Annotated in this window: 15 protein-coding genes; 7 read left to right on the forward strand and 8 right to left on the reverse strand. The window is 62.2% G+C overall.

What is annotated here, in order from left to right; genetic code table 11:
* The first annotated feature begins 32 nt into the window (after positions 1-32).
* Positions 33-2,615, forward strand: a complete 2,583-nt coding sequence (locus CW354_RS21400; protein ID WP_104832140.1) for an MMPL family transporter — start codon at positions 33-35, stop codon at positions 2,613-2,615.
* Between the two features lie 69 nt (positions 2,616-2,684).
* Here CW354_RS21400 and CW354_RS23965 read toward each other — a convergent pair whose 3' ends face one another.
* Positions 2,685-2,810: a hypothetical protein gene (locus CW354_RS23965; RefSeq protein WP_279303137.1), complete on the reverse strand. Its 126-nt coding sequence runs from the start codon at positions 2,808-2,810 to the stop codon at positions 2,685-2,687.
* Between CW354_RS23965 and CW354_RS21405 the strand changes: the two genes are divergently transcribed.
* The 3 genes from CW354_RS21405 to CW354_RS21415 are packed head-to-tail and all read left to right on the forward strand — an operon-like array spanning position 2,803 to position 4,197.
* Complete coding sequence (locus tag CW354_RS21405) at positions 2,803-3,429, forward strand: MlaC/ttg2D family ABC transporter substrate-binding protein (RefSeq protein WP_104832141.1); 627 nt, start codon at positions 2,803-2,805, stop codon at positions 3,427-3,429. The two genes, CW354_RS23965 and CW354_RS21405, sit on opposite strands and share 8 nt — an antisense overlap.
* Before the next feature lie 4 nt (positions 3,430-3,433).
* A complete protein-coding gene (locus tag CW354_RS21410) occupies positions 3,434-3,943 on the forward strand; it encodes a hypothetical protein (RefSeq protein ID WP_104832142.1) in 510 nt (169 codons plus the stop codon).
* A 29-nt stretch (positions 3,944-3,972) separates the two neighbouring features.
* The gene (locus CW354_RS21415; protein WP_133162408.1) at positions 3,973-4,197 is read left to right on the forward strand and encodes a hypothetical protein; all 225 of its coding nucleotides are present in this window, start codon (positions 3,973-3,975) and stop codon (positions 4,195-4,197) included.
* A gap of 14 nt (positions 4,198-4,211) precedes the next feature.
* Here the strand turns inward: CW354_RS21415 and CW354_RS21420 are convergent, their stop codons facing one another.
* Entirely contained in the window at positions 4,212-5,099 is an 888-nt protein-coding gene (locus CW354_RS21420) for a polyprenyl synthetase family protein (protein WP_104832144.1), read from the reverse strand.
* A gap of 177 nt (positions 5,100-5,276) precedes the next feature.
* Entirely contained in the window at positions 5,277-5,936 is a 660-nt protein-coding gene (locus tag CW354_RS21425) for a type III secretion system chaperone family protein (protein WP_104832145.1), read from the reverse strand.
* A 332-nt stretch (positions 5,937-6,268) separates the two neighbouring features.
* On the opposite strand from CW354_RS21425, the gene ispH reads away from it, so the two are divergent.
* Positions 6,269-7,261 carry a 4-hydroxy-3-methylbut-2-enyl diphosphate reductase gene (gene ispH, locus CW354_RS21430; RefSeq protein ID WP_104832403.1) on the forward strand — a complete coding sequence of 331 codons (993 nt, stop codon included), beginning with the start codon at positions 6,269-6,271 and terminating at the stop codon, positions 7,259-7,261.
* 42 nt (positions 7,262-7,303) lie between these two features.
* Positions 7,304-8,458, forward strand: a complete 1,155-nt coding sequence (hpnH, locus tag CW354_RS21435; RefSeq protein WP_104832146.1) for an adenosyl-hopene transferase HpnH — start codon at positions 7,304-7,306, stop codon at positions 8,456-8,458.
* A 308-nt stretch (positions 8,459-8,766) separates the two neighbouring features.
* On the opposite strand, the gene CW354_RS21440 is transcribed toward hpnH, so the two are convergent.
* From CW354_RS21440 to hpnC, 5 genes are read right to left on the reverse strand one after another with little or no spacing between them, the layout of a single operon-like run.
* The gene (locus CW354_RS21440) at positions 8,767-9,558 is read right to left on the reverse strand and encodes a phosphorylase family protein (RefSeq protein WP_104832147.1); all 792 of its coding nucleotides are present in this window, start codon (positions 9,556-9,558) and stop codon (positions 8,767-8,769) included.
* Positions 9,536-9,742, reverse strand: a complete 207-nt coding sequence (locus CW354_RS23230; RefSeq protein WP_133162409.1) for a hypothetical protein — start codon at positions 9,740-9,742, stop codon at positions 9,536-9,538. The genes CW354_RS21440 and CW354_RS23230 overlap by 23 nt, the downstream gene beginning before the upstream one ends.
* Positions 9,739-11,010: a hydroxysqualene dehydroxylase HpnE gene (gene hpnE / locus CW354_RS21445; RefSeq protein ID WP_104832148.1), complete on the reverse strand. Its 1,272-nt coding sequence runs from the start codon at positions 11,008-11,010 to the stop codon at positions 9,739-9,741. Before hpnE ends, CW354_RS23230 begins: the two co-directional genes overlap by 4 nt.
* Positions 11,007-11,894, reverse strand: coding sequence for a presqualene diphosphate synthase HpnD (gene hpnD / locus CW354_RS21450; protein ID WP_104832149.1), 888 nt, complete (start codon positions 11,892-11,894; stop codon positions 11,007-11,009). The genes hpnE and hpnD overlap by 4 nt, the downstream gene beginning before the upstream one ends.
* Before the next feature lie 4 nt (positions 11,895-11,898).
* Positions 11,899-12,795 (reverse strand): squalene synthase HpnC, encoded by an 897-nt coding sequence (hpnC, locus tag CW354_RS21455; protein ID WP_104832150.1) that lies wholly within the window; start codon positions 12,793-12,795, stop codon positions 11,899-11,901.
* A gap of 76 nt (positions 12,796-12,871) precedes the next feature.
* Between hpnC and CW354_RS21460 the strand changes: the two genes are divergently transcribed.
* Positions 12,872-14,038 (forward strand): glycosyltransferase, encoded by a 1,167-nt coding sequence (locus CW354_RS21460; protein WP_104832151.1) that lies wholly within the window; start codon positions 12,872-12,874, stop codon positions 14,036-14,038.
* Positions 14,039-14,043: the final 5 nt, after the last annotated feature.

Raw genomic sequence — 14,043 nt, forward strand, 5'->3', positions numbered from 1 at the left:
TCCGCCAAAACGCGAGTCATTCTTGTAGGCGGATGCTGACATTCATCGAAAAAGTGCTGGCGGCGTGGACTGAGACGGCGCGCCGGGGCGGGCCGTTTTTGGCGGCGCTGATCCTGCTCCTGGCGGGCGTAGCGGGCTATTACGCGGCGACCCATCTCAAGGTTAACACCGACACGAGCGCCATGCTCGACCCGGACCTGCCGTTCCAGAAGCGCGCGACGGAGCTGCGCGACGCCTTCCCGGAGATCAAGGACGACATTCTCATCCTGGTGCGCGCGCCGACCCTCGACGAAGCCGACGCCTATTCGGCCGAGCTTCGGGGCGCCATCCTCGCCGATACGGAAAACTTCACCGCCGTCTTCGCGCCCGCCGCCGAACCGTTCTTCCGCAATAACGGGCTTCTTTATTTAAGCTCGGACGAGTTGGAATCGCGGCTGACGCAGATGTCGAAAGCCGCGGGGCTGATCGAAACCCTGATCCAGTCGCCGACGCTGGGGACGCTGTTCACCACCCTCGCCGACAATGACGAACTCGCCGAACGCTCCGATCTCGGCCAGGAGACCCTGCAGCAGATTTACGCCGAGCTTGCCGATGTCGCCGAAGCCAGCCTTGCAGGCGAGCGGCGGCCCTTTTCATGGATGGGCGCGCTCGATGAAGAAACCAGAGACGAGGAAACGCATACGCGCCTCGTCTATGCAACGCCGGTTCTCGATTATTCGAAGCTGAAGCCCGCCAAGGCGGCGATCAACGCGCTGCGGGCGCAGACCGCAAAGCTCGACGAGACCTATGGCGGCCGGGTCGAGACTTACGTCACCGGCGATCCGGCGCTGAGGATGGAGGAGCTCGAGGCGGTGACGACGGGGATCGGCCTTTCCTTCCTCCTGTCCTTCGTGCTCGTCACCTTCCTCCTGCTTGTCTGCTACCGCTCTCTCGCCATGGCGCTGCTGACGCTCGCCGGCCTTGTCGTCACGCTCACCCTCACCTCGGCCTTTGCGGCGCTGACCGTGGGCGAGCTCAATCTCGTTTCCGTCGCGTTCACCGTGCTGCTGGTGGGGCTCGGGCTCGACTTCGCCATTCACCTCCTTCTCCATATTCAGGAACACCGCGCCGCGGGCCGCGACAATATGAGCGCCCTGCGGCGGACCGTGCATGAGGTGGGCCCGGCGCTCACCCTCGCCGCGCCGACGACGGCGCTCGCCTTTCTCTCCTTCGTGCCGACGCGCTTCGACGGCATCGCCCAGCTCGGGATCATCGCCGGCGCCGGGGTCGTCATCGCTTTCCTCGTCACCGTCACCTTCGCGCCGGCGGCGCTGTTCCTGTTCAGGAAACAGCCGCGCGCGGCGGGCCATGGCGCGGTCAGGGCCGTCTTCAACTGGATCAGCAATCATTCCGGCCCCATCGCCGGCGCCACGGTCGTTTTCGGCGTCGCCGCTTTGTTCCTGATGCCGCAGGTGCGGTTCGACGCCGACCAGATGGCGCTTCGAAATCCGAAAGCGCAGTCGGTCGTCGGCTTCAATTATCTTTTCGACGACGCGGAAACCGCGCCCTACCGGTTAAGCCGCATCGTTTCCAGCGCAGAGGACGTGGCGGAAACCGAAGACCTCCTCAACGATCTCGAAACGGTCGAAAGCGTGCGCGCCCTCACCGACTACGTGCCCGAGGACCAGGACGAAAAGCTGGAGCTCATCGATTTCGGCGCAGGCACTTTGATCTTCGCTCTCGACGCCGAGCCGGGATCGGTGGAAGGCCCCTCAACGGCGGACGGCGTCGCCGCCCTCAAGGCGCGCCTCGACGAAGCCTATAGCGACGGCCCCGCCGCGCGGCTGGCGGCGCTGCTCGGCGAGCTTCAGAACAATGACGCCGCGCAGGCGAAAATGCAGGAAAACGTCTTCGCCTTCTGGCCGCAGCTGGTGGCGCAGCTGCGCGCCGGTTTCAACGCCGATTATGTGGCGCTCGAAGACGTGCCCGACGCCTTGAGCAGCCGCTATTTAAGCGCCGGCGGCAAATGGCGGGTCGACATTCTGCCGAGCGAGGATGTGCGCGACCACCGCGCGCTCGATCGTTTCGTCGACGATGTCGAAGCGGTCATTCCCGATCTCGCCGGCGGCGCCTATCAGGCGAAGAAAGCAGGCGAAACGATTTCCAACGCCATGCTGGAAGCGACCGGCATCGCCTTCGCAGCCATCGCGATTTTCCTGTGGCTTCTGGTGCGCAGCTTCAAGACCGTTCTCCTGATGCTGTTTCCGCTCGCCCTGGCGGCGGTGCTGACCTCGGCGGCGGGCGTCCTCCTCGACATTCCGTTCAACTACGCCAATGTCATCGTCCTGCCGCTCCTGATCGGCATCGGCGTCGACAGCGGCATTCACCTCGTCCTCAGGAACGAGCAGGTGAAGGCGGGCGAAGGCGTCTACGGCACGTCGACGCCGCGCGCCGTCTTCTTCTCGGCGCTCACCACCGTCGCCTCCTTCGGCAGCCTGATGCTGTCGCCGCACCGGGGCACGGCCTCCATGGGCGAGCTTCTTTCTGTGGCCATCGCTTTCACGCTGATCTGCACGCTCATCGTCCTGCCCGCCGCCTTCCACTACGAAGAGACGCGGGCGTCGAAAAAGACTTGATTTTCAAGCTATTGTGGAAAATTTCGGCGGCCTCTCCGAACGAGAACGTTAACCCGCCTAACGCAAATGTCATGCGCCGGGGCGGGCGCGGTCCCAATGCTGCTGGATTTCCGCCGCAATCGTCCCATATTGGTCGGACTTCATTTCAGCGCCTTCCGGCGCGCCGCAAATCTCGAGGGCTATCCGCATGTTCATGTCTCGCGTCCGCATTCTCGCCGCGCTCATCGCCGCAACCTCCGCCATGCCCGCCGCCGCGCAAGACCCCGAGCCGGCGGCCGAATCGGAGAGCGCCGCTGTCGACGGCGCCATTGCCTTCGCCAAGGAGCTGACGGCGAACGCCACCACGGCGCTGACCTCCGACAAGCCGGAGGCCGACCAGCTCGAAGATTTCCGCGCCGTGCTGTCCGACGGCATGGCCCTCGACGTCATCGGCCGGTTCATGATCGGCGATACCCGCAAGACCATGAGCGAGGAGCAGCTCGCTCGCTACAATGCGGTCTTCCCGCAATATCTCACCAAGCTTTACGCCGAACAGTTCCAGGACATTGTCGGCAAGCCGCTGCAGGTCATCGAGGCCAAACAGCTCGGCGCCAAGGATGTGATCGTCCGGACGAAATTCGACCGCAAGGACGGCGGCCCGATCATGGTCGACTGGCGCGTGCGCCAGCTGCGCTCGGGCGAGCGCAAGGCCATCGACATCATCGTTTCCGGCGTTTCCATCATGCTGGTGAAACGCGAGGAGTTCTCGTCCTTTATCGCGTCGAACGGCGTCGATCCCTTGCTGGATCGCTTGGAGGAAGACGCGGCGGCTTAATCGCATGACGGTCACGTCATCATCACACAACTCGCGCGAGTTCGAATTGGCGGAATTATTCTTCCAAGACGCTCGCGCGGTTATGCTTGGCGACAAACAAAGAATTGAGTTCGACAGCCCAACCTTTCTGAAAATAATAGAATACCCATCCTCACGCGCTCGTTTTAAGGCGCTGGTACGCGAACAATGTCAAAATGAAGAATTGCGCGACATTATAGTCACGTTTCTTGAGGACATCGCCGATGAAGCGTCGGACCAAGCAGAAAAGCATAGTACAACTGCGAAACTACTCGACCAATCGGTTACGGGAACTGGTCTCGTGGCGGCCGGAGCCGGTATAGCAGCGATTCTCGCATCCGGCGGGGTTGGAGCTGTCGTCGCCGTCGCTGGCGGGCTTTTCAGTATTGGCGTTGGCGCCGTCTCCGCAAGCGTGCAGCGGCAAAAATCAACGAAAAAGAAGGCAGACTCACGTAAACTCAGCCGCTTAATCAATGACTTGAAAAAGTCGCCCTGAATTGCGAAATTACGAACATGGAGTTCGGTATGTCAGAATTTGAGCTTTCCTTAACCGTACTAGGCATGACAGTGGCGGCGTGGTCCATCGGCGCAGCATTAACATTTAGTCTGCGTGCGGAGCGGGATGACCGTATTGCGTTCAGCCATCTTATTTCGTCGTTTGCCGATCAGATTCGTATGCTTAATCAGCGCGAAGGCGTCTATTTCACAGTAGCTTCCGAAAAGCGCACAGAGCCTACGCAGCAGAAGTAATTCCGCCATTCAGACTAACTCTTCCGCTCGAACACGAAATCCGCCGCGCCTTTGAGCGGCTCCGCTGCATCGCCGAAGCGGTCGAGATGCGACTTGCAGCGCTCGACGAGGTCCGCCGCCTTTGACTTCGCGCCGTCCATGCCGAGAAGCTTGATGAAGGTCGCCTTGTCCATCTCCGCGTCCTGGCCGGCGGGCTTGCCAAGGGTTTCGGCGTCGGCGGTGGCGTCGAGAATATCGTCGACGATCTGGAAGGCGAGCCCCAGATCTTCGGCGTAAGCCGCGAGCGCCGCGATTTCATCGGCCGACGCCTCGCCGATCAGCCCGCCGCCGACGGCGGAAAAACGAATGAGCGCGCCGGTCTTGAGGCGCTGCAGCTCCTCGATGCCTTCGATGTCGAATTCCTTCTGCTCGGCGTAGATGTCGATCATCTGACCGCCCACCATGCCGATCTTGCCGGCGGCGCGGGAGAGCTCCAGCGCGACCGCACAGCGCACGTCGCCGGAAGAGTGGGTTTCCTTTTCCGCGAGAATTTCGAAGGCCTGCGTCAAAAGCGCGTCGCCCGCAAGGATCGCTGTCGCGTCGTCGAATTTCTTGTGCACCGAAGGGCGGCCGCGGCGCAGGTCCGAATCGTCCATGGCGGGGAGGTCGTCATGGATCAGCGAATAGCAATGGATCATTTCCACCGCGCAGCCAACGCGCACCGAGCGCGACCGGGGACAGTCGAACATATCCGCCGCCGCAATCACCAGAAAGGGACGCAGCCGCTTGCCGCCGTCGAGCGCCCCCCAGCGCATGGCGTCGACGACCCGGCCCAATGGCCCGCCGCGCGTCGGCAGGAAGCCGTCGAGCGCGTCTTCGACAAGGGCGGCGGTTTCTTTGATGGTGCTCGCAAAGGCTGACATTCAGACTGGTCTTTCTTTTCCGTTCTTACCGTCTCTTCATCCTGAGGAGCGCCCAATCCCTTCGTCCTTCGAGACGCGTTCGCTCCGCGAACGCCCTCAGGATGAAGGGATTGGGCGCGTCTCGAAGGACGCCGGGATGAGCAGATGAATATGCAGCATTTTCAGAAAACGCCACCCTCACCGCGCATTCACGAATCCTGAGCCGTCGCATTCGCCGCACAGGCGCGCAAAGAAGCCGCGTTTGCCGCGCCCGCCGCAATCGGAACAGATCGCGCGCTTTTCTTTGCCGCCGAGGAAACTCGCCAGCATGTCCACCGGCCTTCCCTCCACCGGCGCCGGGGCGGCGTTGACGGCGAATTCGCGCGCCGCTTCCATCCGCGCCGCCGGAAAGGCCGCCGCCATGGAGGCGCCGTCGCCGGAAATCCGGGCGAGCGTCATCATCAGATCGCGCTTCCAGCTTTCGAGCATCATCATGAACTGCGCCTGATCGAAGGCGCCCGCGACCTCGAGCCCCGCCATCAGGAAAAGATCGCCGCTGTCTTCGATAGAGGCGACGGAGATGTGGAGATTGCGGTTGATCGCCTCGACCTGGAACTCGCTCACCTCAAAGCCGACAAAGCGGGCGAGAAAACCCATCTCCTCGACCTTGCCGGAGCCTTCCGCGGTCTGCATCAGGGCGACGATAAAATTGATTCCATTATGCTGGACGCCATAGACCGAAAGCGGCCCGTCCTCGCCCAGCTTGTGAAGACCGCCATATTGCGTCTCCAGCGCGGCGACGACCTTGTCGACCGGCCAGGACGCCTCGCGCGCCCCGCCTGTAAATTTGCGAAACATGATTGCCGGGCCCCCTCACCCAATCGTTACCCACATACACCCTCGCCGGGAACGCTACACGAGGGGACCTTTTGAGCCAAGAAGTCCGAATCGCGGCGTCTGGACGGGCCCCGGCTGGCTTCTGGGCGGACGTGCCCGCGGCGCAACGGGCGTCTGAAATCCGAGTAAGGCGCGCTGGGTTCTTTTGCACTGCAGCGCAACTCGCGATATAGAAGGGGAAATGAAAATACGGGCCCGGCCTTCAATCAGGCCGCCGCCCGGTTGAAGGCTGGCCGGGCCCATGAAATAAAGCGGCTGTCGTTTGAGCGTGTATGGCGGAGGGGCGAGATTTTATGGCGACGGATAATAAGAAAATCAAAGTCGTTCTGGCCCAGCCGCGGGGGTTCTGCGCCGGCGTCGAGCGCGCCATCGACATTGTCGAACGGGCGCTGGAGAAATACGGCGCCCCCGTCTATGTCCGCCACGAGATCGTCCACAACAAATATGTGGTGGAGACCCTGCGCGCCCGGGGCGCGATTTTCGTCGAGGAAATCGACGAAATCCCGACCGGCGCGGTCACCGTTTTTTCCGCCCATGGCGTCGCCCGAAAGGTCGAAACCGGGGCGCTGGAGCGCGATCTCGACGTCATCGACGCCACCTGTCCGCTCGTCACCAAAGTCCACAAGGAGGGCCGCCGCTACGCCGAGAAGGGCTACGACATCGTCCTCATCGGCCATATCGGCCATCCGGAAGTGGAAGGCACGCTGGGCCAGATCGCCGGCCCCGTTCATGTGATTTCCGAGCCGGAAGACGTCGCCGGCCTCGACGTGGCGGACCCCGAGCGCGTCGCTTTCGTCACCCAGACGACGCTGTCGGTGAACGACACCAAGGACGTCATCGCGGCCCTCAAGGAACGCTTCCCGAATATCGTCGGGCCCGACACCCGCGACATCTGCTACGCGACGCAGAACCGCCAGACGGCGGTGATCGCCATGGCGAAGCAGGTGGATCTCCTGCTCGTCGTCGGCGCGCACAACTCCTCGAACTCGAACCGCCTGCGCGAGATCGGCGAGAATTTCGGCATTCCGAGTTATCTCATCGAAGATGCGCGGATGTTCGATCCGGCCTGGCTCGACGGCGTTGAAACCATCGGCCTCACCGCCGGCGCCTCGGCGCCCGAAACCCTGGTGCAGGACACGATCTCGCGCCTCAAGCAACATTGCGACGTCACGGTCGACCTGCTCGACGGCGTCGAAGAAAACGTCCACTTCAAATTGCCGAAGGAACTCGCCGACACGCCGCGCCCGAAAGACGCGCTGGAAGCCTGGGCCGTCAGCAGCGCCTAACTCATCCGACCCTGAATTAGAAAAAACTCCGGAGACCCGCTCATGTCAGTATCGCTTCACCAGCAGATCCGCGTCGGCGCCTATGTGGCGAAGCAAACCCTTATGGGTCGCGAGAAATATCCGCTGGTCCTGTTTCTTGAGCCGCTTTTCCGCTGCAACCTCGCTTGCCCCGGCTGCGGCAAGATCGATTATCCGGCGCCGATCCTCAATAAGCGCCTGTCGGCGCAGGAATGCCTCGACGCTGTCGACGAATGCGGCGCGCCCGTGGTGGCGATCCCCGGCGGCGAACCGCTGATCCACAAGGAAATCGGCGAAATCGTCGAGGGCATCGTCAAGCGCAAGAAATTCGTGTCGCTTTGCACCAACGCGCTGCTGCTCGAGAAGAAACTGCACCTCTTCAAACCGTCGCCTTTCCTCTTCTTCTCCGTTCATCTCGACGGCCTCGAGGAAGAGCACGACCGCGCGGTCGACCAGAAAGGCACCTTCAAGATCGCCGTCAAGGCGATCAAGGCGGCGCAGGACGCGGGCTTCCAGGTCAATGTCAACGCAACGATCTTCGACAACATGACCGCGGAGCAGGTCGCGGACTATCTCGATTTCGCCACCGATCTCGGCTGCAACATCTCGATCTCGCCGGGCTACGCCTATGAGCGCGCCGAGGACAAGGAACACTTCCTGTCGCGCGAGAAAACCAAGAACCTCTTCCGCGACATCTTCAAGATCGGCAAGGAACGCGGGCGCGAATGGAACCTGTCGCACTCCTCGCTCTTCCTCAATTTCCTCGCCGGCAATGAAGAATATCACTGCACGCCCTGGGGCTCGCCGACGCGCAATGTCTTCGGCTGGCAAAAGCCCTGCTACCTTCTCGGCGAAGGCTATGTCTCCACCTTCAAGGAGCTGATGGAGACGACCGAGTGGGACAAATACGGCACCGGCAAATACGAGAAATGCTCGAACTGCATGGCCCATTGCGGCTATGAGCCGACGGCGGCCATGGACGCGGTGAAGCATCCCTTCAAGATGTTCCGCATCCCGAACATGTTCAAGATCAAGACCGAGGGCCCCATGGCGCCGGAGATCGATCTGTCGAACGCGCGGCCCGCCGAGGACATGCACGAAGAACTGGTCGAAGCCGAGATGTCAAAGATCGAGGCTGAGAAAAAGTCGGCCAAAGAGCGGGCCGAGGCTGCGGCGTAGCGGCAGAAGCAGTGGGGGGGCTTGGGAATGAACAACGTTACAGCCACTGAGTTACTTCAATACTCTGCCGCTGCGATTGCAGTTCTTGTTTTTCTATTTGGATTATTAAGATGGGTACTGAAACTCGGAGATTTGGGACGACTTCCAGCGTACCAACTTATCTTCGCACCATTGGCCTTGATACTAATAGTGGTTCTTGTTGGGGCAGGATGCGAGATGTTAATGGGCGACCGCTGTCCATCACCCATAATGCAAAAGCGGTTAGAAGAGGGCCAGAACAAGACAGGCCCTTAGCAAAAAGCGACAAATCAAAGATCGAGGCTGAGAAAAAGGCGGCTAAAGAGCGGGCCAAGGCTGCGGCGTAAAGTTTTCGCCGCGGCGGCCGAGTCCTGCCCGAGCTCTCTCAACGCCCATAATTGTTTGGGATCGCGCAGCGCCGCGCCGACCGTGGCGAGCGCGCGCACGGACCCGTCCGGCGCCACGGCGTTCAAGGCCGCCGGCGGCAGGGCCCGGTCCGCCGGGTCGGCGATGGCGCGGATGGCGAGAAACGGCGCGCCGGCGCGTGCGGCGGCCCGCGCCGCGCCATGGCTTTCCATGTCGACGGCGACGGCGCCGTGGTTCTGAAACAGCGCGGACTTTTTCAGCGTGCTGTCGACGATCTCGTCCGCGCCGAACAGCGCCGCCAATCTTGCTTCTACCTTCCCCCGCTCATCCCCGCGCAGGCGGGGATCCATTTTTGCAGACCTTCCTGGATTCCCGCTTTCGCGGGAAAGAGCGGGATTGAGACAACCGAGCAGATAACGGTCGCCCGCATAGACCGACCCGTCATCGGCGATGATCGTCTCGCCGATGACGAGATCGCCCGGCCTCAGCGCCGGATCGAGGCCGCCGGAAAAGCCGATGGAAAAGATCGCGCTCGCGCCCTCATTGCAGAAGTCCCGAGCGATGTCTTCCGCACGCGCCGCATTAGCGCCGGAAACCCCGATGCGGATCTTGGATTTGTCGACGCCCGCCGCAACAGCCTGCGCTTCGGATTTCAACCCGCAAATGACGCCGATGAAATTGGAGCTATTAGTATCAGAGGCGCACATAGTTTTCATGAGTTGGATCTTCAGAACAGTAGATCCTAACCTCTACAATTTGACCATTATGCTCGATATTCTGAAGAGCCATTTCACCTACGCCACATTCAGGACATTTTACGTCGCGCTTGCCTTGTCTAAGGTCTTCGAAGGCTTTTACCCATGCCTTAACTTTATCCTGAATATTGTTTCCGTCTTTCACGAAATACTCCGAATCGCCAACTCCGCCGCCCGGTCTCCCGACCTGATCGATCCTTCAATCGTCGCGGGCACGCCCGTATCCGTATGGTCGCCGGCGAGGAAGAGATTGCGCCACTGCGTTTCCGGTTTCAGGCGCTTGCGCGCGCCTTCCGGGCTCTGGTCCGGCGTGGCGCGCTTTTCGCGGATGACGCGCACGCGCTCATACTCCGTATCCTCTAACCCAAGCGCAATCTGCGTTTCGCGCCAGATTTTCGAAACCACATCGTCATTGGGCTGATCGTCGGCGCCAATGGCGTTGGAGGCCGAGGTCGTCAGGCTGATGACGTCGTCGCGCACAAAGGCCCACTGGCCGAGGCTCGACACCATGCCGATGAACGGCCCGTCGCCGACCGCCGCACGCGGAACCGGTTTGCCGAGCCGGTAGTGAATGTTCAAAATGCTGGCGTCGTCATTCGGCGGATCGATATCGGGCAGCAAGTCTTTGAGCCGCGTCGGCGGAATGGCGAAGATCGCCTTGTCGCCTTCCTCCAAAGTTACGGTCTCGTCGGCGAAGTTGAGCGTCGTCACTTCGCCGCCTTCCATCCAGACGCCGCGCACCCGCGCGCCGAGACGCACGGTCCCGCCATGGGCCTCGATGAACTTCACCGCCGGCTCGATGAAGGCGTGGCCAAGCCCGGTCTTCGCGGTCAGCGGCACGGAAGCCTGCCCGCCCAGAAGGAACGTCTCGCGGATCACCCGCCAGAGCAGTTTCGCCTGGCCCTTTTCCGGCGTCGTATTCAAGACGGCGAGGGTCAGGGGCTCCCAGAAGCAGGGATAGAGAACGCTATTTTTATCAACAACTTCCGCCACAGTCTTGCCGTCACCGGCGAAGGCGATTCCCGCCGCCTTCACATAATCCATGACGTTCGTGTCGGGCACGCGCCATTTCCTGTCGAAGACCCAGAAGGGGATCGGCCCTTCATTGATCCGCACCGTCCAACGCTTGCCCGATTTAACGTCCACGAACGGATAGAGCGCGAAGGGCGGGCCGGTGAGCGGATCTTCCGCGCCGATGCGCGCGAGGTAAGACAATGCCGACTTGTTGCCTGACATGATCAGATGGTTGCCGTTGTCGATCTCGCATTCGAGATGGCGGTCGTAAAAGGTGCGGCAGCGCCCGCCCGCCTGGCCCGCGCTTTCGTAAACCGTCACCGGCACATCGTGTTCGATGAGACGCACGGCTGCGGCGAGGCCCGACAGCCCCGCGCCGATAATATGAACGCGGGTCATTGGCCGGGCGCCTCGCGGGTCAATTTCGGCGCGATGAGCCAGCGGATCGCGATGATGGTTTTTTCCTGTTTTGACAGCATGACCCGCGGCTGGCCGTTGGCCCAGCCGCGCGCCGCCATCTTATCGAGATAGCGCTCATAAACGCCCATCATAAGAAGAGCGGGCCGGAGCACGCGCCAGTCGAGGGATTTCAACGCTGCGCGCGCGGCGGCGAATTTCTCCCGCGCCAGCTCGGCAAGCTCCGCGCGCACGGCGGGGAGCCCTTCCGCCGCGGCGATCGCGTCCGGCGTCAACGGGCAGCCATGTTTCTCAAGAAGCTCGCGCGGCAAATAGAGGCGGCCTTCTTTCGCGTCCTGTTCCACATCCCGCAGAATATTGGTTAGCTGCAGCGCGTCGCCGAGCGATATCGCGAAATCGTCGGACGCCTTGCCCTTGGGCGCGCCGAAGATCGGCATGGAAAGCTGACCCGCCGCGCCGGCCGCCCGCCGCGTATAGGCGGCAAGTTCGTCCATTGACGGCGCGACGATGGGGCCTTTTGCGTCCATCTCCATGCCCTCGATCATGAGGATAAATTCCTCCTTGGGCAGATCGAACTGGCGCATGGGCTCCAAGAGCGCGATGCCTGTCGGATATTCAGGGCGTCCTTCGAACAACCGGTCGATTTCCTCGCGCCAGCCCTTGAGCCCTGCAAGTTTTTCCTCGCGGGTCCCGCCTTCGTCGGCGATGTCGTCCACCTCGCGGCAGAAGGCATAGACGGCGTACATGCCGTCGCGCCGATCCCTGGAAAGAATGCGCATGCCCGGCCCGAAAGAGGTTTTCGAGCGCCGCACCGTTTCTTCGGCGTGACGGCGCGCATCCTCCGGGCTGATCATGGCCGCGTCCACGAAATCACTCCGCGCCTTTGCCCGCTGAGAAAAAGCCCGCCGCCGCGCCACGCAGGCTTGCTGATGCGAAATCAAGCTTGGTGAGCGCCACGCGCCGCGCCAGCGGATCGCCTTTGCGCAGAATCTGAATAAGGCGTTCGGCGAGCCGCACGATCACCGCCGATTCCATGGCGAGGTGTTTCGAGTTGAGGGCGGAAGGCAGTTTGCGCGCGTCTTTCATCAGCTCTTCGCAGCCGTCGAGCATCCGGTCCATGACCTTGCGGAACCCGGGTGAGACAGCATCGCGTTCAACCACGGTAAAATCTTCGCCCTCTTCCTTCAGCCAGTCGCCGATCATGTAAATGCGGTCGAGCTCGCGCTTGTCGTCGCCGCAATCCTGCAAATGGTTAGTGATCTGCAACACGGTGCACAGCGCGTCGGAATAGCGGTAGCCGGCTTTGTCTTCGCCATGAAGGTCAAGGAGATAACGGCCCACCGGATTGGCGGAAAGCTCGCAATAACCGAGGAGTTCGTCCCATGTGGCGTAACGGCTTTTCTCGGCGTCGAGAATGAAAGCGGCGACGAGATCCGAACCATGCTTGGTGGTGACGCCCGTTTCCTGCAGGCTTTCGCGTAAGGCGTGGGCCTTGTGATAGGCCTCGCCATAGCCGGGCGCGCCGTTCAGGGCCGCATCGAAAGCGGTAAGGCGTTTGATCTTCTCTTCGGAGGAAAGCGCGGCGTTGTCGGCGACATCGTCGATGGCCCGGGCGAAGGCGTAAAAAACCGCCACATGGGGGCGCAGATGTTTCGGCAGGAGGAAAGACCCGACGGGAAAATTCTCGTCCTTCGCGCCTTTTCCTGAAGGGGTCTCCGCCCCGGCTGAGGCGGGCGCATCGACAGCAATATCCCGTGCGGTTGACATGGGGCGCACCTTACGGATTTCGACCGCTTTTCCAAGGCGGGTTTTGCCGCTCCCTGAAAGCCGCTATTGGAGCTCCATGTTGACCTTCATCGCCTTTGCCACGCTCGCCGCCTGGGGCTGGCTGACGCTCCTGCGCGGCGATTTCTGGCGCGCTTCGGAACGCCTCGGCGATCCCCCGGCGCCTGAGGCCTGGCCCGATATCGTTGCGGTGATCCCCGCCCGGGACGAGGCGGAAACCATCGGTGCGGTCATCCGCGCCCATATGGCCGCCGATTATCCGGGCAAGCTGACGGTGATCCTCGCCGATGACGGCTCGAGCGACGGAACGGCGGACATCGCGCTCGCCGCCGCGGCCGGCGATGAGCGGGCTTTGGACGTGGTCACGGTCCCGCCCCTGCCCGATGGCTGGACCGGCAAGCTCTGGGCCGTCGAAAACGGTCTGGAGCGCGCAAAAGAAATCGCGCCGGACGCAAAATACGTCCTGTTGACTGATGCGGACATCGTGCTTTCCCGCGATACGCTCGCCCGGCTCGTCTCGAAAGCTGAAAAAGAAAATCTCGCGCTGGCCTCGCTGATGGCGCGGCTCGATTCGCGGGGGCCCTGGGCCTCATTCCTCATTCCCGCTTTCGTCTATTTCTTCCAGAAACTTTATCCCTTCCCGCGCGCCAACGACCCCGACGACAACATGGCGGCGGCGGCGGGCGGCTGCATGCTGGCGCGGCGCGCAGCGATCGAGGCGATCGGCGGCATGGGCGCGATCAGGACCGCGCTCATCGATGACTGCACTTTCGCGAAAGCCGTGAAGGACCTGACGCCCGCGACCCGAATCTGGATCGGGCTCGCGCGCGACGAAGCCGTCTCTCTGCGCGACAATCGCGAGCTGTCCTCGATCTGGAACATGGTGGCGCGCACGGCCTATGCGCAGTTGGACTATTCGCCCTTGATGCTGGCGGGGACGGCGCTCGGCATGGCGCTGATCTATCTGGCGCCGCCGCTGATCATCCTCACCCTGTTTTCACACTGGAATCTGGCGGCGCTCGCCTACGCCGCGGGGGCCTGCGCCCTCATGGGCTACACTTACTGGCCAACCTTGCGGCTTTACGGCCGCGCGCCCTGGGAGGCGGCGCTGTTGCCCGTCGCCGCCGGGTTTTATTCGGCCATGACGGTTTCCTCCGCCCTGCGCCACGAACAGGGGCAAGGCGGACAATGGAAAGGCCGGACCTATTCCCGGCCCGGCGCCTGAGAGCT

Origin of the sequence: Hyphococcus luteus (assembly GCF_002943565.1) — a bacterium.
Lineage (GTDB): Bacteria > Pseudomonadota > Alphaproteobacteria > Caulobacterales > Parvularculaceae > Hyphococcus > Hyphococcus luteus.

What these genes read in the sequence shown, in the direction of transcription:
- CW354_RS21410 (WP_104832142.1), top strand. Translation starts at nt 3,434, where the DNA reads ATGACGGTCACGTCATCATCACACAACTCGCGCGAGTTCGAATTGGCG.
- CW354_RS21400 (WP_104832140.1), top strand. Translation starts at nt 33, where the DNA reads ATGCTGACATTCATCGAAAAAGTGCTGGCGGCGTGGACTGAGACGGCG.
- CW354_RS21405 (WP_104832141.1), top strand. Translation starts at nt 2,803, where the DNA reads ATGTTCATGTCTCGCGTCCGCATTCTCGCCGCGCTCATCGCCGCAACC.
- hpnE (WP_104832148.1), bottom strand. Translation starts at nt 11,010, where the DNA reads ATGACCCGCGTTCATATTATCGGCGCGGGGCTGTCGGGCCTCGCCGCA.
- hpnH (WP_104832146.1), top strand. Translation starts at nt 7,304, where the DNA reads ATGTCAGTATCGCTTCACCAGCAGATCCGCGTCGGCGCCTATGTGGCG.
- CW354_RS23965 (WP_279303137.1), bottom strand. Translation starts at nt 2,810, where the DNA reads ATGAACATGCGGATAGCCCTCGAGATTTGCGGCGCGCCGGAAGGCGCT.
- CW354_RS21420 (WP_104832144.1), bottom strand. Translation starts at nt 5,099, where the DNA reads ATGTCAGCCTTTGCGAGCACCATCAAAGAAACCGCCGCCCTTGTCGAA.
- CW354_RS21440 (WP_104832147.1), bottom strand. Translation starts at nt 9,558, where the DNA reads ATGAAAACTATGTGCGCCTCTGATACTAATAGCTCCAATTTCATCGGC.
- CW354_RS21425 (WP_104832145.1), bottom strand. Translation starts at nt 5,936, where the DNA reads ATGTTTCGCAAATTTACAGGCGGGGCGCGCGAGGCGTCCTGGCCGGTC.
- ispH (WP_104832403.1), top strand. Translation starts at nt 6,269, where the DNA reads ATGGCGACGGATAATAAGAAAATCAAAGTCGTTCTGGCCCAGCCGCGG.
- hpnC (WP_104832150.1), bottom strand. Translation starts at nt 12,795, where the DNA reads ATGTCAACCGCACGGGATATTGCTGTCGATGCGCCCGCCTCAGCCGGG.
- CW354_RS21460 (WP_104832151.1), top strand. Translation starts at nt 12,872, where the DNA reads ATGTTGACCTTCATCGCCTTTGCCACGCTCGCCGCCTGGGGCTGGCTG.
- CW354_RS21415 (WP_133162408.1), top strand. Translation starts at nt 3,973, where the DNA reads ATGTCAGAATTTGAGCTTTCCTTAACCGTACTAGGCATGACAGTGGCG.